This is a genomic window from Chryseobacterium sp. MMS23-Vi53, assembly GCF_047651245.1.
Taxonomy (GTDB): Bacteria; Bacteroidota; Bacteroidia; order Flavobacteriales; family Weeksellaceae; genus Chryseobacterium.
The window spans coordinates 2,939,423-2,960,784 of sequence record NZ_CP180265.1 but is presented as its reverse complement, the minus strand read 5'-3'; the positions used below and the strand labels follow the sequence as shown (position 1 = coordinate 2,960,784).

Genomic DNA, 21,362 nt, shown 5'->3' with positions numbered 1-21,362 from the left:
GTTTTTATCCACCTCTTGTGATATTCAGACTTTTATTGCACCTTTGCCATCGAAATTATTTCAAATTAATAACATAATAAAATTCACTTTAAAGAAGTGAAAAAAAACAAACACAAATCTATAAACACAGCAATGAAAATCATTCTTACATTCTGCAATCTTTTGTATTGTAACACCTAACATTATACTCTTATTTTTCACGAAAAATAATTTTACAACCAGTTAAAGGCATACTGAATTATAATGTCATTTCTTTTTATTAATCAAAAAAATTAATGAAAGGGCATTTTCTATATGTCATTCAGCTTAAAAAAAACACTTTTTTAATTTATAACACGTATGAAAAAGAAATCGATTTTAATGATTTTTGCGACGGCATTTTCTGTCGCCACGGTTCATGCTACTCCAAGTGACTATGGAGGTAAAACAGCAATGAACAACCATGCGGGGAAATTTTCTCCACCGTATGTCTATGATCTCGATCCGGGCTTTGTTCTTCAGCAAACTGCGAATCAAAAAGGATTAGTTCTAATTGAAGGAAAACTTACTAAACCATTCATGACTGGCAATGTAAAGCTTTCAGTTAAATACAAGGATTCCGCCGGAAACTGGGTGACCGGATGGTGTAAGACATTATACTCTTACAACCAATATAATGAGACACTTAGAGCTAGTTTCGAATTACCTGCAAGTACTGCAAGTTCGTACAATTTAAAAATTGAACTTAGCTCTGATACCAACTTGTCTAATTTTAGTGGTGTTACTTGGGACAAATCAATAAAGCATTATAAACAAGGTGACTACGCAGGTACAAGTTGCGATTTGGATGAAAACGAATACACTATTCTTCTAACACCTAAAAAAGATGGTACACTGATTACTGATTCAAATGGCAAGGTAACAGGAATAAAGGACAGGGTAACTTCTGCATATTCATGGAACAAAATTGGAAATGTTCAGATGGATAATAAAAAGAATGATGTTGTCTTTTCTCCGGCTAGTCCTGCTGCTTTAATATCTGCTACAGGAGCAAATAGCAGCTCGAAATCCGTAAAGATGACCAATCAGGGAACAACAACTTCGGTTTTAGGGTCAACCCCTGAATTCATTTATAATGTTTCGACGGGACATCCAAGTCCTTATTTATATAGTTATAATGATCCTGTATATATGTTTGCAGGTAAGTTTTCTATCAATGGGTTAATGATGAAATTCAGTCAATGGTCCGGAGATACTAATGGGCAGGGATATCATAATTTTAAAAATCCTAATCAATTGGAGAGCAGGTACTTTAACACTTATAATTCCTTACAAAAAAAGCTTTCCGAATTTATGACAGATCAAGAACCTATTGTAATTGTATCTAGCCAAGCAACAGGTTTAAGAATTTACAAAAGCAATGGAAGTTTTATTAACCTAGAAGCTACCAGTAATTATGGAGCAGCATTTTTTGGGTATGGTAATGACCAAGGAGGAGCAAGAAGAGGTCCTGGTTCAGAAAATTTAATTATTTCAGATACTCCTGAAATGACTTTGTATGGAATGGGAGCATTAAGAAATGATGCTACAACAACATCTCAATCTATTAGATCTTCAGAAGATATTAATTCTGAAATAGCTAAGTTTATCAACTATGTTGGAATTTTTGGTGACACAAAATTGGATACCGGAGTTTGTGCGAATTCTTGTTTTACATTAAATAATGGTGCGCTTCCTGATAATAATGTTGTGGATTGGACAAAAGCTCCTAATAGTTATATTTTTGTACCAAACCAAGAGAATGATGGATTATACATCCCTATAAAGAAAGCATATGTAATGTGGAAAAATGGTTCTCAAATGGGTGGAAGTAATATTCCAAATGGCAATATTTCAGCAGATGTATTTTGGGAAGATGTACCAGGTTTGATAAAATCGGGAGTAAACTATAGTCTAGAAATTGTTGGTACTGGTGAAGATGCTAAAATTAAAGTTCCAATAAATAAATCAAAAGAAGGGAATGCAGTTGTAGCATTAAAAGGTTCTGATGATAAAATTTATTGGTCTTGGCATATTTGGGTAACAGATGATCCTAGAAACGGAACTAAATACAAAAGTTTTGATGGCGTAACAAGAGAAAGAAATGATGGCATAATAGAACCAATTCCCGATTCTGATTGGGGATGGATGGATAGAAACTTGGGAGCTTTAACAAATAGTATTACTTCCGATGATTGGAATAGATCAGGAGGGTTACTTTATCAATGGGGAAGGAAAGATCCTCAACCACCCTTGGTATTTAAAAATGATTTTTATGAAGTTACAGGTACTGTAGGAAGGGTAAGACATCAAGGTTTTATAGATAATACAAACAGTACGACATGGCAAAAAATTAATACATTTACAAAATATATTAAATTGTCAAATGCTACTGTAGCAAACAATATACGTTTAACGGTTAATAACCCTTTAGGATTAGTATATATAAATAAAGATGAAAATAATACACAAGCATATTATAAACTTAGTAATGGAGCAGACAATCTAAACGCTCCTATTAATTGGTTTGGTAGTTCTTCTTTGTTATCCGCTGATAGATTAAGTGAATTGAATTTATGGTCTGACAATTCACAAGGAATGTCCATTATAAATTATAATGAAGATGCAGCTGCTGCACCTTACAGAAATAAATCATCTTATGACCCATGTCCTAATGGATGGAGAATCCCTTCTTTATTGGTAGCTACTTTAAGTGATAATATAAGATTAGACTTTAGTCCTTTCGGTATCAAAAAGAATATTAAACTAAACGAGCTTGATTTTATTCAGAATCCAAATTCGAATACAGGAACATACCTATACAAGATAAGACCAAATGATTCGAATGTTCCGGACTATTTTAAAGGATTTAAAGTTTACTCTAATTTTGGTATTGATATGTCAAATGTTGGAGGAAACAATATGGGAATATTCCCAGGAACAGGAGCAATGCTTAGAGGATTTCATGAAGGAGAGTATACAGATCAACATCATATTGCTCTTTGGACATCAACTATGCAAAAATCAGGAAACAACCTGCCAGTAACTGGTGCAGCTTCTTTAAGTATGATTCCTGATAAGGATCAGTCTGATGCAACTGGCTTAGCAAATGTTACTGGAAGATATTGGTATAACCCACTGAATGGAGCAACAACAAGTGATGTTGCTGCGTGTAGATGTATTAAAGATCCACTTTATAAAATAAATCAATACGATTTTCCAACAGAGTTTTTTAATGAAATTGATTATTCTGAGGGAATAAATAATCCTAATACTTATAATTTGACTAAATCTTCTACAGCATTAGACTTAAACATTCCCATCAGTAAAGCTTTTTCTGTACAAAGTAAATTGTTGAATAATAATGAAATCTTAAACCCAGCTAACTTTGATAACCTAAAGGTTAACGTGTTGTGGACAGACAATAAAAATTTAATTAACAATGTTAAACTGTCTAACTCTCATCCAGTTTCATTAAATGATCTTTCAAATACTAATATTAATTTAAAAATTAATGCAAATAATGCAGGAAATGCAATAATTACTTTACATAATGGGAGCATTACAAATCCTGTTTATTGGAGTTGGCATATCTGGGTTACAAATACGAACATTGAAACTGTTAGATATAAGACGGATCAGCCTATAACTGAAGCGACTAATTATGTTAATTATATAAAACAAGGAAGGATATTAGATACTGAATTTATGGATCGAAACTTAGGAGCACAGGATATGATGCCTGCTGTTTCAGGGACTCCAAATGCTACAGACTTAGCAAAAATTAAGCTATCAGGAGGTATGCATTATCAATGGGGGAGAAAAGATCCGATTCCTTCTTTTATAAATATTGGAGGATCAACATATAATATTTATCTAGGTAACGTAGACAATGATGGAAATGTAACATATCCAACAACAATTTCTTCAGCTACATACGATACAGCGTATATTGTAGAATCAGATATATATAGAAATTCTGCTAATTCTAATATTTTGTCAACAGACAAAATTTCTGAGAAAACAGCAAAAATATTAGCATATTCAGTTAAGAATCCATTAGTATTTATGAAACCAAGTACAAAACAACCATATAAAGCAGGTTTAACTAATGGATCAGACTGGCTAAGTAATGAAACAAATATAGCACCAGACAGATGGGGAAGAGGAGGGAATAAATCACCATTTGATCCATGTCCTCAAGGATGGCGAATTCCAGATGTAACTTCTGTTGTTTTAGCGAATACAAATTATGGGTTTACTCCATTTTACAAAAAAGGTATAACAGAATCTTATTATTATAAAATGGCAAATGAATACCAAGGTAGAGTATTTTCTTACAGTGGACACTGGGGGTATATTTTTGATAATGATGCTTATAAAATAGGCAATTATCCGATAGCAGGAGTAAGAGGTCTAAGAACAGTAATAGGAAGTTCTACTTCTGTTATTAACTCAACTGTTGACAGAGGATTTTTTAGAATGTGGATGGCAGGTTTGTCCAATACTTATGGTCGTCCAATTTCAATGGGAGCAAATATAAGTGCATCGAATCTTCAAGTTTTTGAAGAAGATAATGATCCATATTTTGGCGCCAGTTGCCGTTGTGTAAAAATAAAATCTGACGGGGCCAATGAAGCAGGACCATTACCTAGACTACAAGTAACAACAACTTCTACAGCAAAAGCAACAAATGTTTTAGCGAAAATAGCTATCGAAGAAAAAGTAGTTCAGAATAAACTTGAATTTTTCCCTAATCCAGTGAAAAGTATTTTATACATCAAAGGAAATGATAAAGTAAAAGATTACTACTACCAACTTTACAATATGTCTGGTCAGCTGGTAAAATCTGGTAAGTTTGAAAACGAGCAAACAGATCTCTCATCTTTAATTTCTGGAGCTTATCTATTAAGAATCAATAATGCAGAAACTGTAGTGAAAATTATTAAAGAATAAACTTTTTATAATTAAAATTATTAACGAAACCGTCTCAACTGAGGCGGTTTTTATATTTATCAAAACTTTAGTTTCCAGATTGATTGCTTTTCAATGATTTGTTTGTAATTTTATTCCGAAATCAAAGAGAGCTTTCAATTATCAAAAACAGCAAAAACTTGATTTTAACAATATTGACATAGCTTTTAATCTTTTATTCATTTATGATTTTAAGCATATTTTAATATTAAAATTTGTTAAAACACGTTACTATTGAATCAAAAATTATATTTTTGTACAATTATCGATTTGGTCTATTGAATTTGAAAATAATTTAAACGAAATAAATAATTGTAAAATCTTAAATTTTATTTTATGTCACAGTCGTACGAGAATATTTTCGAAAACAATAAAAAATGGGTAGAGTCTAAAATTGCTCAAGATCCTGAATTCTTTCACGAATTAGCAAAAACTCAGCATCCTGATTATCTATATATCGGATGTTCAGACAGTAGAGCTACCGCTGAAGAATTGATGGGTGCAAAACCAGGCGAGGTTTTCGTTTATAGAAACATTGCCAATGTAGTCAATACTTTAGATATGAGTTCTACGGCAGTTATTCAATATGCGGTAGAACATCTGAAGGTAAAACACATTATTGTTTGTGGACATTACAACTGTGGTGGTGTAAAAGCAGCGATGACTCCTCAAGATTTGGGATTATTGAATCCTTGGTTGAGAACGATTCGTGATGTTTACAGATTGCATCAGACAGAACTAGATTCTATCGAAGATGAAGGAAAGCGTTATGACAGGCTTGTCGAGCTGAATGTTCAGGAGCAGTGCATCAACGTTATCAAAATGGCTTGTGTGCAGGAACGATATATTTTAGAAGAATATCCTATTGTTCACGGCTGGGTTTTTGACCTTAGAACGGGTAAAATTATAGATTTGGAAATCGATTTTGAGAAGATCTTAAAAGACATCCAGAAAATCTATAACCTTACAAGTTCGGATTGGGTGATGAGCCGAAAGAAAGACTAATTGTTTCTAAAAAAGGGATTGAAATGAAACTTTGGAGTATTGTTACATTACTGTTTTTTCTCAACTTTACAGCGCTACCAAGTATTGCTGCTGTTTTTGGTTGGGATCTTACAAGAACAAATGTAATAATCAATGAAGAAGAGCCACATTCTCACCCGACATCTTTTACGGTGTACGAAAAGACACTTCCGAAAACTTTGGACGTATTCGACTATCTGAAGTTTTTTGAACCTTCCATTGAAGGCAAATCTTTCGTATTAGTAGATGATTCGTTTCATTTATCACCTTTACTTACCATATTTTCTCCGCCTCCGGAAGCTTAATTTTTTACATTTAGATTTTTTTGATACGATTCTTTATCTTTTTTTGATATTGAATACATTCATGCTTTAAAAATTAAATTTCCAATCTTTTATAATCAACTTATTTAAAGACAAATATGTTGGTTATATCACACAGCTTCACATCATGAAAAAGACATCATTAATAGGAGGAATAAAGGAGAATTTCCCTTCAGGACTCGTGGTATTTTTAGTAGCACTTCCACTATGTTTAGGAATTGCTTTGGCTTCAGGCGCTCCCCCATTATCCGGAATCATAGCGGGTATTGTAGGAGGCTTGGTTGTAGGAACAATCAGTAATTCTAATATCTCGGTTTCCGGACCTGCAGCTGGATTAACGGCGATCGTTTTAACGGCGATTACAGATCTTGGCGCATTCGAGCTTTTTCTTTGTGCGGGGATCATTGCAGGACTTATTCAATTGGTTTTGGGGTTTGTAAGAGCTGGAAGTATTTCCAATTATTTCCCGAATAACGTGATTGAAGGAATGCTTGCAGCTATCGGAATCATTATTATTTTAAAACAGATTCCACACGCATTAGGATTCGATAAAGATTATGAAGGTCACGAATCGATTTTTGATAATGGTCTAAACTTCGGATATTTCACAGAATTATTCGGAGCTGTTCATCCGGGTGCGATTATCGTTACGTTGGTTTCTGTAGGCATTCTTATCGCGTGGGACAGAATTCATGCATTAAAAAGAATGAAAATGCTTCCGGGAGCTTTGGTTGCGGTGGTAACAGGAATTGTTTTAAATCAGATATTTAAATTAACGGGAAGTTCTTTAGCCATTCAACCTCAACATTTGGTTTCTTTACCTGTTCCTCAGTCTTTGGATGATTTTAAAAATTTGGTCACATTGCCGGATTTTAACGGATTTACCAATTTAAAAGTATGGATTGCAGGAGCAACGATCGCTATTGTCGCTTCCATCGAAACCCTACTTTGCATTGAAGCTTCCGACAGATTGGATGTACAAAGAAGAATTACGGATACCAACCTGGAATTAAAAGCTCAGGGAATAGGAAATCTGGTAAGCTCGTTTATTGGCGGACTTCCCATGACATCGGTGGTCGTAAGAAGTTCTGCCAACGCCAACTCGGGTGCGACTTCAAAATTATCAACGATTATTCACGGAGTTTTATTATTAATCTGTGTACTTTCGATTCCCGTAATTTTAAATTTAATTCCTTTGGCAACTTTGGCAGCGGTCTTAATTTTAGTTGGCTATAAATTGGCAAAACCAGCTACATTTAAGCATTTCTGGCATCTGGGAAAATTCCAGTTTATTCCTTTTGTGGCGACTGTTGTAGCTGTTGTGGCAACAGATTTACTGAAAGGTGTGGGAATTGGTCTTGCGATTTCGGTTTTCTATATTCTTCAGGGAAATATGAAGAGAGCTTATTATTTAAGCCGGGAAAAGCTGGACGATGCCGATGGAATCAACATAAAACTGGCGGAAGAAGTTTCTTTTTTAAATAAAGCAGCCATCAAAAAAACACTTAAAAATATTAAACCTAATTCAACTGTAACCATCGATGCGAGAGGAACTTCATACATCGCGACAGATGTTCTGGAAATGATTCAGGATTTTGCCAATATTCGAGCAAAAGAGGAAGATATTACCGTGGAACTTCTGGGTTTCAAAACCTCATACAGAGATTATGAAAGAGATGAGGATTCTCACATTTTGGTTACGCACAGACGGGCGATGTAAAGCTCAGTTTTATCATAAATAATTTTTTTTAACTTTAAAATTCGAAAAACAACTCAATTATATGAAAGCACATACGTACGAAACTCAGTCTACGATTACTCCTGAAAAAGCTTTAAACTTTTTGAAAGAAGGAAACCAAAGATTTGTAAATAACCTAAAGGCAAACAGAGACCTTTTGGAGCAGGTAAACGCAACTCGTGAAGGACAGTGGCCTTTTGCAGTAGTTTTAAGCTGCATCGACAGCCGTACTTCTGCAGAACTTATCTTTGATCAGGGATTGGGAGACGTTTTCAGCATCAGAATTGCCGGAAACTTCGTAAATCAGGATATTTTAGGATCTATGGAATTTGGATGCAACGTGGCAGGTTCTAAGCTTGTTGTCGTTTTAGGACACACAAAATGTGGTGCATTGAAAGGAGGTCTAGATGCTGCTCAAATCGAAGGTTTGGGAATGGATAACTTAAACCATTTGATCAATCATTTCGATCCGATTATCAATGATGTTATTGAAGAGGGTGAAGAACGTTCTTCTAAAAATGCTTCTCTTTTGGAAAGACTCAATCAGCAAAACGTAAAAAGCGCAATCGAAGATATCCGTAAGCAAAGTTCTACATTGAGAACCCTTGAAGAGGAAGGAAAAATTAAGATCGTTGGTGCAAACTACGATGTTGAAACAGGTGTTGTAACTTGGTTATAATTTCTGATTTCAAAACTGTAAAATAAAATATGTTATAGTTAGATAAATTGATCTGAAATCAATTTTAATCTTGAGACCATCGATTTTCGGTGGTCTTTTTTGATTATTTCTGCTAACGTCGAAATGACATTAATTTTGTGTCATTTATGATTAGAATTAACTTTCAAAATACCTACATTTGATATTCAAAAAAAATGATTCAAAATCAGCTTATGAAACTTCAGATCAATATATTTTTAATTGGATTTTTCCTTTTATTAAACGGATTTATTAATGCACAGAAACCGGTAAGTGACACCTTAGCGTATGCCAAAAAATTTGCCATCAACAAAGATAAATACATCGGAAGACCTTTTTCTTTATTAATGAAAGATATGACGCAATTGCAATTTAAAAAAGCAAAATCGGACATTAAAGAAGATGAAAACAATCCTTTGCCAAGTACAATATTCAGATTTTCTGATAAGGATTTCAGTGTTGGAAATGAAGTAACTTTTGTAATAAAATGGAAACCGGATCCTACCTCAACAATTCCATTGGAACTTTTTCAGGAAGAGCATAATTATGGTTTTACGGTAAGCGAAAGAAACTTTTTCGACAAAAGAATAATTCAGGACATCGTCGTTTACAAACAATAAAACCTCCATTTTTAGGAGGTTTTTTTTATGTATAACTTAAATTTAGCTTAAATTATTTTCCGTTAAACGCAGACATTGTGTTATTAATTCCAGCAAATACAAACGATAAAGATGCTTTTGCAAACTTTTCAATTCTTTCGGACAACTTTTCATTTTCCTCTTCATTCCACGTTCCTAAAACGTAATCGACTTGTCTTCCTTCTGAAAAATCTGCTGAAATTCCGAAACGTAACCGTGCATAATTTTGTGTTTGTAAAACTTCATTGATGTTTTTTAATCCATTATGACCTGCATCTGAACCTTTTCCCTTCATTCTTAAAGTCCCGAAAGGTAAAGCTAAATCGTCTGTTACAATTAACACATTTTCCAACGGAATGTTTTCTTTCTGCATCCAATATCTTACTGCATTGCCGGAAAGATTCATATAAGTATCCGGCTTTAAAACCAGCACTCTTCTCCCCTTATATTTTCCATCTGCCATCCATCCGAAATTGGTTGTATTGAAAGAAACTTCCATCGTTTCGGCTAATTTATCTGCAACTTTAAAACCTATATTGTGACGTGTATTTTCGTATTCTGCGCCTTTGTTTCCAAGACCTACAATTAAATATTTCATTGAGAAATTTTTTGCAAAATTAAGGCATTAAAAATAAAAACTCAACCTATAAAAGATTGAGTTTTAAATATTATTAAAATTTGTTTTTTACAATGGTTTGTAAATGTAGTTTATTCCGAAACCTTTCGTCATATACGTCTGCTTGTCGTAGCTGTAATCTGTTGAAAATATCGTTGGAGTAGGAACCGGTAACATAAGATCTGTTACGGATAATCTTTTCGGACTATTTGGTGAGAAGATCCAACCTTGAATATCGTTATCTTCCGTAGATAAAAGTCTTGAAATTTTATACGCATTCGGAATTAAAGTGAATGGACTGATACTCGCATCATAACTAGAGAAACCATATGATAACTTAGTAACCGGAGCTCCATATACGGCAGTATTACCACTACCCGTCATTGGTCCGTAATGTCTTACAATTGATGTAACATTATCTCCTGTATACTGAATTTTAGTTTTAGAATAATCTGTATAAGAAAATGAAGGTCCCGAAATATCCGGCCCGTTGTGCATAAGGATTGAATCTAATTTTGCTGTAGTTGCAGAATACATTAATTTATAAAGAGTCTTCGTCTTTTTATAAAGTGTCTGCGGACCAGGAGTTATTGAAGGTGGTACGGCAGGAGTTCTCTTAAAGAAAGAACGGTTTTCAGAAATCGTTTCCAATCTTCCTGTACTTCCGTAAGTGAATTGCTGGGTATAATAAATACTGTCTTTATCCAGTTCACCGTCTCCATCAATATCCAAGAAACCTTTAAAGTCTATTCTACTTACTTTATCTCCACTCCAAGCCACATCTGTAACAGATGCACTATCTGTGATTACTTTATTTAGCTGTAATCCGTTGTAATAATACGTCGCTAAAGTATCGGAATCAGTAATTTCTCTGTATAAAGCTCTAGGACCATTCAGCCCGCTATTGTCGTTGATATCTAGCAATGGATTTCCGTCTTCATCTAATAAATCTTTACAAGAATGGATCGTAGAAACACCTACTAAAAGTAAAACAAAATAAAAAAGTCGTTTCATTCCAAATGGGGATTATTTATTTTTTGACAAATATAATTTTTTTTTGAATAAAAAATATATATTTATTCATATTCTCATTAAACTATCAAAAAATGATTATATCTTATAACGGTTTGTAGGTATATTTTATTTGCGCCTGATCCGAAATAGGATAATTCTGAGAATCATATGCATATGATTTCGGATAAGAAATCGCTGGTCCTGCCGGGTTTTGTATTGTTACTTTACCAACATTATTTGTAGAAATATTATTAAAATTAATCGGGAAAAGAGTTCCTGTCACCATACAATATTCTTTTGGTAAAGTTGTGTATGGGTTAATTTTACTATCATAATTTTCGTAAGCATATGTTGTTATAGACGATGTAGAAGTATCTGGATTTCCTCCATTCATCAACATCGAGATCTGATCCATTTTTACAACATTACTTGCAGAGAAAGTAAATTTATATTCCTTATAATGCGTATAAGTTGTACTTCCACCCATTTTTATCTTTTCAATAATTCTGTACAATTGTCCATTTGCATCATAGATCACAGAAAAATCACTATGATTCGTTGTCCCCATTGTAATCTGATCCATTGTGATCGTAGATAATTTTCCACTTGTATATCCAAGTGAATATGTGTTATTTACAACGTGTACAGATTTATTATCGATATATTTTATTTGTGTAATCTTGTCTGCATTATAAGTAATGGTTGCAGACAATTCATCGCTAGAAGCGACATCTCGGATAAAAGCCTGATTAAGAGCTCCTCCTACAGCAGTAATATATTCTTCAATATCTTTAGTTCCGCTTGTTACTTTACTTAAAATTCTTGGGCCTGTAATTGTTGTTCCATTTCCGGAATTATTTTTATTCTGATTTGGCGGATCATCCGTTGTATTATCACAAGATACTACAAATCCAAGAGCTAAAGCTGCAACAGCAGAAAGAAGGTATTTTTTCCCCATGTTTTCAATGATTTTAAATGCCGTCAAATATAATTGATTTTCTTTTACGAATGAATTAAAATTTTTAGATAAATTTTAGAATTACATAAAAAAAGCCTAAAAACATTCGTTTTTAGACTCTAAATTATCACTTATTATGAAAAATTTAATATGGCTGTATCACCGATGTCGTTAATACAGACTGAGCCATATCTGCATTCAGATATGTTGTGTTCACAGCAGTTCCTATTCCCAAAGTCCCGTTGTTCAGGTTTCTTTTTGCACAAGCGACCTTTACGCTGTAATTGGATTTTACAGGAATATCGGTAAGGGTTGCGTTCAGGTTGAAAATTTTATTTGTTCCGTCTGCACCAATTACTACATCTGATCTTACCGCCCTCAATTTATCATCAACAAAGACTCCGCAAGCGAAACTAATTGATAAATTTCCGTTGGTAGATTTCTGCGCAATTGTCTGGAAACTAAATACTACTTTATTTGTCGTACTGGTTACCGAAAAAGTATTTACCGCTCCTGGGATTACTGTCCAAGTATTATCCAGAGCTGCATTTTCTGAATATGGAGCAATTAAACCGTTTGATCCTGAAAAAGTAACTCCTACTTTATCAATCACCGTATCCATAAAAAATAACGCATTACTTCCTTGTCCGTCTGCAACTCTTATGCTTTTCCAATCGTTTGCATTAAGACTAGAGTTGTTATGATAGATTGTATTGGCAATACCTACAGTACTTGCGATAGAATTACTTCCTGCAACTCTTAATTCTCCTCTTACGTTTAAGTCTCCATTAATATCAAGCATATTAACAGGATTAGAAGTTTTTATTCCCACTTGCGCAGATAATAAAACTGCCAGAAAAAGGGATGCAATTGAAAATATTTTTTTCATCGTTTTAATTAAAAATTGTGTTAAATTTTTCAGGAACTTCATATACATCAACCTTCAGAGAAGACTGAGCAATGAAAGCATCAATATTCGTAGAAGTAGAAGTTTGAATACCGATCGAAAGTTCTGCATTGTTTGCAGTATTGTAAGATTTTAATCTAGAACAGGCTACACTTACCGTATGGGCTCCTTTAGAAAGATTTGGCATAATACCAATTTGGTTGTGTGTAAGGAAAGGATTATCTGAATTGATTGCCTTTAAATTTCCTTGTCTAAGGTTTACCAATTTATCGTCAACAAAAATTCCGCAAGCATAATCGATAGAAGTATCTGTGTTTCCTACGTTTGCAAAGTTCGCCTGAACCACAGTTTCAAACATAAAATAAGTTTTACTTACTGCACTGTATACATTTATAGTCTGAGACAATCCCGGAATTTTCTTAAAACCATTCATTTGGCTAAAAGCTTTATCCTTAGTAAATGTTGCAGATCTTGAAGAAATTGTAGAGTTTTCCGAAGCGGTAAATCTTACCCCTGTTTTATCAGAGAATGAATTATTATAAATTAAATAAAACATATTTGTCTCATATTCAGGGATTTTCAAAGATTTCCACATGGGTGGTTTTCCTTCACCCTGAGAAGTAAGGATCTGATCATTTGTGCCTTCGTATAATTGAGTGTCTGTTGGGTTTAATAAAACCAATTTACGTCTGAAAGCAGTTGTTCCGTTTACATCCAGAGTAGCTTTGGGTTTATCTGTTTTTATTCCGATTTGAGCGTATGAAGCTAATCCTATTGATAAAAATAGGATAGAAAATATTTTTTTCATTGTAATGAGTAGATTAGTAGGTTACGAATTCGATTACATCAATTTTAAAATCTGATTCGAGAGTAAATGCATTCGAAACCGTATTGGAAGTCGAAATATTTTTTCCGATCGTGAATTGAGAATTATTATTAGATGCCACAATTTTCCTACATGCTACTTCAATTTTTTGAGAACCAGCAGGAACGTTTTGCTCCGTATAATTCAATGTAAAAATATAATCCTGAAAACCTTCCCTTTCGGAATTGTTCGTAGTAGAAATTTGATCCGGACGTACCGCAACAAGTTTACTGTTTCTAAAAACTCCACAAGCAAAACTTACATTTTCCGAAGTTGTAGCAGAAGTAGACTTCATTTCAACTCCCGTTTGGAAGTTGTAAACCAACTTGTTTTTTGCATTTTTGATGGTAATGGTATTTTCAAGACCTGAAATTTTCATCCATTTACCTTTAGAAGTATCATTAATGTCATCTCCGGTACTATTTTTCAGAACCGCATCTCCTTGGATCCCATTAGAAAGAGTAGTAACTCCATTTTGATCTGTAGACAGGTACGAATTTACTAATTTGTACTGTCCTCCCTCCACGAAGGGAACATTCACAGTTTTCCAAACAGGTGGCAAACCTGCTCCTTGGGAAACTAACACTTGGCCATTCGTCCCGGCATTTCCTACCTGGGTTGAAGTACCGCCGACTCTAAGTTCTTTTCTTAAGGTGGTTTTCCCGTTTACATCGAGGGTTGAATTGGGGGTACTTGTACCAACTCCCACCTGGGCATAAGTCTGGATAGAACACAACAGTCCAGCTATACCGCAATACACAGTTTTTTTCATAATAAGGGTGCTGCAAAGATAAAGAAAAAAAATTCGAAAAAATTCCACCTATTTTTTGTAAACCGATAGAAATAAGCAATTTACAGGATTTTTTTAATCAATAAAAAGTAGAATTATTTCATTTAAAGTGGAATTAACTCTTATTTTTTAATATTAAAATAACACAATAATTCACCCTAAAGATATTTATCGCATCCTCTTTTCTCAACATGGAGTGATTTTAATTTATTTGGAATTTTACCCTCAGATGACCTCTAGAGCCTTTTTATAGTATTATGAAAAATTCAGTTTTTTAAATTATTCTTGAAGAAAATATAAAATATAATTTATCAGCAAATAGTGAAAAAAAAGCTTTTAAAACAACTATTAATCAAAAAACCATGAACTATAAAATATCTATTAATTTAATATTATTTTAATAAAAATTTTAATTAATTTTGAAAATACATGATGAAGATCATTTAAAAAATAAAAATTTCAACAAATTTTATTCGCTTTCAATCTTAAAAAAGTTACGTTTGTTGAAATTTTGTATAAAAAAGAAAAAACCACCGACTTTACGGTGATTTTTTTATCTCTTTAAATTGAATTAAACTTCACTTCTCAAAATAGTTTTTAAAAGATAATTCACTTCGTCGACATTTATTACTTTGTCTTTTCTCATCATGAGGTGATTTCCATCTTTTCCTGTTTTCTCCTTCAGTTGGGCTTCTGCAGGGTTTTTGGTTAAGTAATTAATAATAGTTTTAAACTTATTCGTCTGATAAAACTTATCTTGAGAGTTACTTGGGAAATACCCTAAAAACACACCATTTTTCATTACAATTTTCTCAAAACCTATATCTGCAGCGAGCCATTTTAAGCTTACACTTTTCAATAAATTGATAGCTTCTTTCGGTAATTCACCAAATCGGTCGATCAACTCCAATTCAAATTTTGATAAATTTTCTTCACTATCAACCTCAGCTAATTTTTGATAAAGTAATAATCTTTCTTCCGTATTTGATATGTACCAATCTGGCAACATCAATTCCAAATCGGTATCAATATTCACATCTTTTGTCGATTTGAATAATTTATTTCTGTCTTCTTCATTTTCGAAAAGATTTTCAAATTCTTCATCATCCTTCAATTCTTCCAAAGCTTCCTGCATCAATTTCTGATAAGTCTCAAATCCCATTTCATTAATGAAACCGCTTTGTTCCGCCCCCAACAAATCTCCTGCACCACGGATTTCCAAGTCTTTCATCGCGATTTGGAAACCACTTCCCAAATCCGAAAACTGCTCAATAGCTTCCAGACGTTTTCTCGCATCAGAAGTCATCATATCATAAGGCGGCGTAATCAAATAACAAAATGCTTTTCTGTTGCTTCTTCCGACACGACCTCTCATCTGGTGAAGATCCGCCATCCCGAATCGCTGAGCATCATTAATGAAAATCGTATTTGCATTCGGAACATCTACCCCACTTTCCACAATGGTGGTTGAAACCAAAACATCATATTTTCCTTCCATGAAATCCAACACGTTTTTCTCCAACTGTTTTCCTTCCATTTGTCCGTGACCGGTAATGACTCTTGCATCGGGAACCAATCTTTGAATCAATCCTGCGATATCTTTCAGGTTCTCTATCCTGTTATTGATAAAATAAACCTGTCCGTCACGCTGAAGTTCGTAGGAAACTGCATCACGAAGAATTTCCTCGTTAAAACCAATTAATTGCGTATCAACAGGCTGCCTGTTTGGTGGTGGTGTTTTAATGACAGATAAATCTCTTGCAGCCATCAAAGAAAATTGTAAAGTTCTCGGAATTGGCGTTGCTGTTAATGTTAATGTATCAACATCAGTTTTCAATGTTTTTAATTTATCTTTTACCGAAACTCCGAATTTATGTTCTTCATCAATAATTAATAATCCTAAATCTTTGAACTTAACCGAACTGCTCGCAAGCTGATGTGTTCCTATTATAATATCAACTTTTCCATTTTTCAAAGCTTCTAACGTTTCAGATTTTTGTTTTGCGGTTCTGAAACGATTCACATAAGCCACATTTACAGGAAAATCTTTCAATCTGTCTTTAAAACTTCTGTAATGCTGAAATGCCAAAATCGTTGTCGGAACCAAAACTGCGACCTGCTTTCCATCCGTCGCCGCTTTAAATGCCGCACGAATCGCAACTTCCGTTTTACCAAAACCAACGTCTCCGCAAACTAAACGATCCATTACTGTATCGGCTTCCATGTCTTTTTTCACGTCGATGGTTGCTTTTTCCTGATCCGGAGTATCTTCGTAAAGGAAACTTGCTTCTAATTCATTTTGTAAATAAGAATCCGGAGTGTACGCAAAACCTTTCGCCGATTTTCTCTGCGCATATAATTTTATTAAGTCGAAAGCCAATTGTTTTACTCTCGCTTTTGTTTTTTGTTTTAAAGATTTCCAGGTTGGCGATCCCAACTTGCTTAGAACAACTTCTCTTCCATCCGGTCCGTTGTATTTGGAAATTTTATGAAGTGAATGAATACTTACATATAATAAGTCTCCATTTTTATAGGTCAGTTTAAAGCATTCCTGAATTTTACCATCGTTATTCACCTTTACCAATCCCATGAATTTTCCGATTCCGTGGTCTATGTGAGCGATATAATCTCCAATTTTTAATGACATCAAGTCTTTCAATGTTAACTGCTCCGATTTTGCAAAAGTATTTTTGGCTTTATATCTTTGGTACCGGTCGAAAATCTGGTGATCTGTATAGACCAATAATTTATGATCGTTATCTACAAAACCTTCATGAAGTTCAGATTTAAAACTTTTAAAAGGAAGCTTATGCTCCAGTTCTTCAAAAATTAATTCTAATCTTTCTTTTTGTTTTTCGGTAGAGAAAGAAATCCAGGTGTCAAAACCTTCGTTTTGTTTTCCTTCCAGATCTTCAATTAATAATTCGAAGTTTTTATTAAAGGCGGGTTGCGATGTCTGATCGACTTTCATTTCCGACAACTCAATCAATCCTTCAATCGAAACGCTTCCGAAATCAACGGTTTTAAATTTTTTATAATCAAACAAAAATTCCTGATCCGAAATAAATAGTTCCTGTGGAGCTCTGTGGGCAATATCTTTGCTTAATGTTTCATATTTTTCTAAAGACTTTTCGTAGAACGATTTAAGCCTCTGCATTCCGACGATCCCGTTTTTAGAAACAACAAAACTTTCCTTAGGTAATAGTTGAAGTAATGAAACACGGCTTCCAGTTACCGTAAAATTCATATTAGAAACAAGTTGAAAATCATTTACTTTATCTACTGAGAGCTGCGTTTCTATATCAAAAGTTTTAATGCTTTCTACTTCATTTCCGAAGAATGTAATACGATAAGGTTTTTCATTTGAAAAAGAAAAAACATCGACGATTCCTCCTCTCACTGAAAATTCGCCAGGTTCGGAAACGAAATCTGCCTGTTGAAAATTATAATGATTCAGTAATTCGTCGACAAAATCAAAGTCAAGCTGATCGCCTACTTTAATATGATGCGAAATAGCTTTAAAATCTTCTTTCTTCAAAACCTTTTCCGATAAGGCTCCCGCATAAGCGACAATCACGGTAGGGGATTTCGTAGAAGTAATTTTATTGATTACATCTGTTCTTAAAACCAAATTGGCATTCTGTGTTTTTTCAACCTGGTACGGTTCAAGATGAGTTGCCGGAAAATACAGCACCTTATCTTTTCCCAACAGATCTTCCATTTCGGTGTTGGCATATAATGCATCTTCCTTGTCATCAACAACATAAAGAATATGTTTTTTCTGCGTAAGGAAGAGTTCGGCAACAAAAATCGAAGCCGCAGATCCCGCACTACCCTTCACAGAAATGTGTTGATTATGTTCCAATTGAATAAAAATCTCCTTTCCAAATTCTTTTTGAAGCAAGTCCGGAAGGAATTTTTCGCTGATGGTTTTTAATTGCATAAATTATATGGTGTAAACGACAAAAGCGATTTCGGGAGTTTTCCGAAACCGTTTGATCTATACAAAGATAAGGATAAATATTTGTTTTAAAGAAGATTAAGGACAATTCAAAATTTTAAAAAAATCATTAAAAACCTTATAAATCTTAATATTTTACTAAAAAATTTAATAAAAAGTTAAAATATTTTTTAACCTACCACATGGCATCGACTTTGAATTATTCTACTTATCAAACCATTAAAGAAATAATATTATGAAAAAAGCAATTAAAATCTTAGGATTGTTCCTATTGGTATTTTTTACAGTCACGTCATTAGCATCATGCAGCGATGATGACGACCCTACGAATAACGATTTTTTCGCAGGAACTTACAGAGGAAGCGTATCGTATAGTGACAGCGATAACAACATCAGTTCGGATCAGGGAAGTGTTTTTGTAACAAAAATTGCAAGCGGAACAAAATACAACTTTGCGTTCTCGAACGGAATTCCGGACCTGAACGGAGTCGAATTTAATCAGGAAGGAGATCATACGCTAGTTATGGTAGGGTCTACAGCCACTTCTTATATCAGAATTGATAACAATGAATTGAAAATTTTATACATTAAAGACGGTAAAACCTGGACAGCCAACTGTACTCGTTAAACCAACTTTTCATACATATGTTAGGACCTGCTTTCTTTTTTAAGGGAAGCAGGCTTTTATTTTTATGAATTCTTATTTTACAAATTAACCTTGTGAGTCTTTACACGCCGACATCTTCAACACCATTTAATATTTTTTTAATCTGTAATAAACTTTAGTTAAGTTTCAAAAACAGGTATTTTCAGTCTGATTTTTGTATAACTTTGAATCAAGAAAACAAACAAAATCAACTTTATGAAAAAATTATTATCTGCAATGTCTATTGTTTTAGGACTTGGACTTGCAACAGCTCAGCAAACTGCTCCTGCAACAACAAAAGCTGCCCCTCATCCAACTGCGAAGACTGCACAGGTAACAAAACCAGCAGCAACCGCTAAACCTGCAACAGTTGCAAAACCTGCAGCAGCCCCAACGGCAGCAAAACTAAAAAAAGACGGAACTCCGGATAAAAGATATAAAGAAAATCAAAAACTGAAAAAGGACGGTACTCCAGATAAAAGGTACAAAGAGAACAAGTAAAAACTCAACATTATAGTTGTTATTTTCATAATCAAATTTCGAAGAACCGATGTACACTCATTCATCGGTTTTTTTGCGCGTTATTTTCTAAAAATGATCTCCAATTCTTCAGTTATTTATAAATTTGAACCATGTTAAACTTCCTAAAGAAAAATGCGGCATTGGTTTGGGCAAAAAAACACGTCCAAAAGGCTGAAGAATTCAAGAAAAATTCTGAGAAAAATCAAGAAGAATTGCTGTTGTCATTAATAGAAACAGCCAAAAAAACACTTTTTGGAAGAGAGCATGATTTTGAAAATATTAAAACTATTCAAGATTTTCAGGAAAAAGTAAGAATTGCCGATTACGAAGATCTTAAACCATATATCGAAAGAGTAAAAAAAGGACAGGCAAATATTCTTTGGACGGAAACTCCGGAATACTTTGCAAAAACTTCTGGGACAACTTCAGGTTCAAAATACATTCCTATTTCGAAAGAGGGCATGCCGTTTCAGGTGAAAGGAGCCCAGAGTGCACTTTTCCATTATATTGCTAAAAAAAATAATGCTGATTTTGTAAAAGGAAAAATGATCTTTTTGCAAGGAAGTCCAGAATTGGAGGAAGTTTTTGGCATCAAAACAGGTCGCCTTTCAGGAATCGTAGCGCATCATATTCCTAAATATTTACAGAAAAACAGACTTCCGAGCTGGGAAACCAATATGATGGAAGACTGGGAAGCAAAAGTTGATAAAATTGTTGAGGAAACTGAAAAGGAAAACATGACCTTAATTTCAGGAATTCCACCTTGGTTAATCATGTATTTTGAGAAATTAATTGAAAAACATGGCAAAAAAATTAAACAGATATTCCCTAATCTTCAATTGATTGTTACGGGCGGGGTAAATTATAAACCTTACCGTGACAAGATGGAAGAACTGTTGGGCGGAAAAGTAGATATTGTACAAACTTTTCCGGCTTCGGAAGGTTTTTTCGCTTTTCAGGATGATTATACGAAAGAAGGATTATTGCTTTTAACCAATCATGGGATTTTCTATGAATTTATTCCGTTGGAAGAATATGGAAAACCGAATGCCAAAAGATTAACCTTAAAAGATGTTGAATTAAATAAAGATTATGCTTTAATCCTGACAACAAATTCAGGACTTTGGGCGTATTCCATTGGCGATGTGGTAAGATTTATCGATAGAAATCCGTACAGAATATTGGTGAGTGGAAGAACAAAACATTTCACCTCTGCTTTTGGAGAACATGTAATTGCGTTCGAAGTTGAAGAAGCAATGAAAGCCACTTTGGAAAAATTCCCTGCTCAAATTACAGAATTCCATCTTGCTCCTCAAGTAAATCCGAGTGAAGGGCTTCCTTATCACGAATGGTTTATAGAGTTTGAAAAACAACCTGAAAATTTGGATCAGTTTAAAAATGAACTGGACGATCAGCTGAGAAAACGTAATACTTATTATAATGATTTAATCTCAGGAAATATTTTGCAGAAACTTCATATTTCAACCTTAAAGAAAAATGCATTTCATGAATATGCAAAATCTCAGGGGAAGTTGGGTGGACAAAATAAAACTCCAAGACTTGCAAATGACAGAAAAATAGCAGATTTGTTAGAAATTTATAAACTTTAATCACATTTTTTCAATTCCGGAAACGTATATTCGAAAAAAATTATAAATTTGGAAAACTAAAA

At 33.8% G+C, this 21,362-nt stretch carries 16 protein-coding genes; 9 read left to right on the top strand and 7 right to left on the bottom strand.

Features of this window, described 5'->3' with window-relative positions:
• Positions 1–339 precede the first annotated feature (339 nt).
• The 6 genes from ACKX2A_RS13165 to ACKX2A_RS13140 all read left to right on the top strand — a co-directional run bounded on the left by ACKX2A_RS13165 (position 340) and on the right by ACKX2A_RS13140 (position 9,393).
• On the top strand, positions 340–4,974 hold the full coding sequence (locus tag ACKX2A_RS13165; protein WP_415325230.1) for a T9SS type A sorting domain-containing protein: 4,635 nt from the start codon (positions 340–342) through the stop codon (positions 4,972–4,974).
• A gap of 354 nt (positions 4,975–5,328) precedes the next feature.
• Entirely contained in the window at positions 5,329–5,997 is a 669-nt protein-coding gene (locus ACKX2A_RS13160) for a carbonic anhydrase (RefSeq protein ID WP_415325229.1), read from the top strand.
• Positions 5,998–6,020: 23 nt separating this feature from the next.
• On the top strand, positions 6,021–6,320 hold the full coding sequence (locus ACKX2A_RS13155; RefSeq protein WP_415325228.1) for a hypothetical protein: 300 nt from the start codon (positions 6,021–6,023) through the stop codon (positions 6,318–6,320).
• 145 nt (positions 6,321–6,465) lie between these two features.
• Positions 6,466–8,058, top strand: a complete 1,593-nt coding sequence (locus ACKX2A_RS13150; RefSeq protein WP_415325227.1) for a SulP family inorganic anion transporter — start codon at positions 6,466–6,468, stop codon at positions 8,056–8,058.
• A gap of 61 nt (positions 8,059–8,119) precedes the next feature.
• Positions 8,120–8,755 carry a carbonic anhydrase family protein gene (locus tag ACKX2A_RS13145; protein WP_415325226.1) on the top strand — a complete coding sequence of 212 codons (636 nt, stop codon included), beginning with the start codon at positions 8,120–8,122 and terminating at the stop codon, positions 8,753–8,755.
• Positions 8,756–8,967: 212 nt separating this feature from the next.
• Positions 8,968–9,393, top strand: a complete 426-nt coding sequence (locus ACKX2A_RS13140) for a hypothetical protein (RefSeq protein WP_415325225.1) — start codon at positions 8,968–8,970, stop codon at positions 9,391–9,393.
• Positions 9,394–9,445: 52 nt separating this feature from the next.
• On the opposite strand, the gene pth is transcribed toward ACKX2A_RS13140, so the two are convergent.
• From pth to mfd, 7 genes are all read right to left on the bottom strand, one after another.
• On the bottom strand, positions 9,446–10,009 hold the full coding sequence (pth, locus tag ACKX2A_RS13135; RefSeq protein ID WP_415325224.1) for an aminoacyl-tRNA hydrolase: 564 nt from the start codon (positions 10,007–10,009) through the stop codon (positions 9,446–9,448).
• Positions 10,010–10,096: 87 nt separating this feature from the next.
• Complete coding sequence (locus tag ACKX2A_RS13130; RefSeq protein WP_415325223.1) at positions 10,097–11,041, bottom strand: hypothetical protein; 945 nt, start codon at positions 11,039–11,041, stop codon at positions 10,097–10,099.
• Between the two features lie 103 nt (positions 11,042–11,144).
• Complete coding sequence (locus tag ACKX2A_RS13125) at positions 11,145–11,999, bottom strand: hypothetical protein (protein WP_415325222.1); 855 nt, start codon at positions 11,997–11,999, stop codon at positions 11,145–11,147.
• Positions 12,000–12,144: 145 nt separating this feature from the next.
• On the bottom strand, positions 12,145–12,888 hold the full coding sequence (locus ACKX2A_RS13120; RefSeq protein ID WP_415325221.1) for a hypothetical protein: 744 nt from the start codon (positions 12,886–12,888) through the stop codon (positions 12,145–12,147).
• A gap of 4 nt (positions 12,889–12,892) precedes the next feature.
• The gene (locus ACKX2A_RS13115; protein ID WP_415325220.1) at positions 12,893–13,714 is read right to left on the bottom strand and encodes a hypothetical protein; all 822 of its coding nucleotides are present in this window, start codon (positions 13,712–13,714) and stop codon (positions 12,893–12,895) included.
• Between the two features lie 13 nt (positions 13,715–13,727).
• Positions 13,728–14,543 (bottom strand): hypothetical protein, encoded by an 816-nt coding sequence (locus tag ACKX2A_RS13110; RefSeq protein WP_415325219.1) that lies wholly within the window; start codon positions 14,541–14,543, stop codon positions 13,728–13,730.
• A gap of 589 nt (positions 14,544–15,132) precedes the next feature.
• On the bottom strand, positions 15,133–18,504 hold the full coding sequence (gene mfd, locus ACKX2A_RS13105) for a transcription-repair coupling factor (RefSeq protein WP_415325218.1): 3,372 nt from the start codon (positions 18,502–18,504) through the stop codon (positions 15,133–15,135).
• A gap of 253 nt (positions 18,505–18,757) precedes the next feature.
• On the opposite strand from mfd, the gene ACKX2A_RS13100 reads away from it, so the two are divergent.
• The 3 genes from ACKX2A_RS13100 (at position 18,758) to ACKX2A_RS13090 (ending at position 21,300) form a co-directional block, all read left to right on the top strand.
• A complete protein-coding gene (locus ACKX2A_RS13100) occupies positions 18,758–19,150 on the top strand; it encodes a hypothetical protein (RefSeq protein ID WP_415325217.1) in 393 nt (130 codons plus the stop codon).
• A gap of 234 nt (positions 19,151–19,384) precedes the next feature.
• A complete protein-coding gene (locus ACKX2A_RS13095; RefSeq protein ID WP_415325216.1) occupies positions 19,385–19,669 on the top strand; it encodes a hypothetical protein in 285 nt (94 codons plus the stop codon).
• 131 nt (positions 19,670–19,800) lie between these two features.
• Entirely contained in the window at positions 19,801–21,300 is a 1,500-nt protein-coding gene (locus tag ACKX2A_RS13090; protein ID WP_415325215.1) for a GH3 auxin-responsive promoter family protein, read from the top strand.
• Positions 21,301–21,362: the final 62 nt, after the last annotated feature.

Coding starts and splice junctions, on each gene's coding strand:
- ACKX2A_RS13165 (WP_415325230.1), top strand. CDS start 340: ATGAAAAAGAAATCGATTTTAATGATTTTTGCGACGGCATTTTCTGTC.
- ACKX2A_RS13160 (WP_415325229.1), top strand. CDS start 5,329: ATGTCACAGTCGTACGAGAATATTTTCGAAAACAATAAAAAATGGGTA.
- ACKX2A_RS13155 (WP_415325228.1), top strand. CDS start 6,021: ATGAAACTTTGGAGTATTGTTACATTACTGTTTTTTCTCAACTTTACA.
- ACKX2A_RS13150 (WP_415325227.1), top strand. CDS start 6,466: ATGAAAAAGACATCATTAATAGGAGGAATAAAGGAGAATTTCCCTTCA.
- ACKX2A_RS13145 (WP_415325226.1), top strand. CDS start 8,120: ATGAAAGCACATACGTACGAAACTCAGTCTACGATTACTCCTGAAAAA.
- ACKX2A_RS13140 (WP_415325225.1), top strand. CDS start 8,968: ATGAAACTTCAGATCAATATATTTTTAATTGGATTTTTCCTTTTATTA.
- pth (WP_415325224.1), bottom strand. CDS start 10,009: ATGAAATATTTAATTGTAGGTCTTGGAAACAAAGGCGCAGAATACGAA.
- ACKX2A_RS13130 (WP_415325223.1), bottom strand. CDS start 11,041: ATGAAACGACTTTTTTATTTTGTTTTACTTTTAGTAGGTGTTTCTACG.
- ACKX2A_RS13125 (WP_415325222.1), bottom strand. CDS start 11,999: ATGGGGAAAAAATACCTTCTTTCTGCTGTTGCAGCTTTAGCTCTTGGA.
- ACKX2A_RS13120 (WP_415325221.1), bottom strand. CDS start 12,888: ATGAAAAAAATATTTTCAATTGCATCCCTTTTTCTGGCAGTTTTATTA.
- ACKX2A_RS13115 (WP_415325220.1), bottom strand. CDS start 13,714: ATGAAAAAAATATTTTCTATCCTATTTTTATCAATAGGATTAGCTTCA.
- ACKX2A_RS13110 (WP_415325219.1), bottom strand. CDS start 14,543: ATGAAAAAAACTGTGTATTGCGGTATAGCTGGACTGTTGTGTTCTATC.
- mfd (WP_415325218.1), bottom strand. CDS start 18,504: ATGCAATTAAAAACCATCAGCGAAAAATTCCTTCCGGACTTGCTTCAA.
- ACKX2A_RS13100 (WP_415325217.1), top strand. CDS start 18,758: ATGAAAAAAGCAATTAAAATCTTAGGATTGTTCCTATTGGTATTTTTT.
- ACKX2A_RS13095 (WP_415325216.1), top strand. CDS start 19,385: ATGAAAAAATTATTATCTGCAATGTCTATTGTTTTAGGACTTGGACTT.
- ACKX2A_RS13090 (WP_415325215.1), top strand. CDS start 19,801: ATGTTAAACTTCCTAAAGAAAAATGCGGCATTGGTTTGGGCAAAAAAA.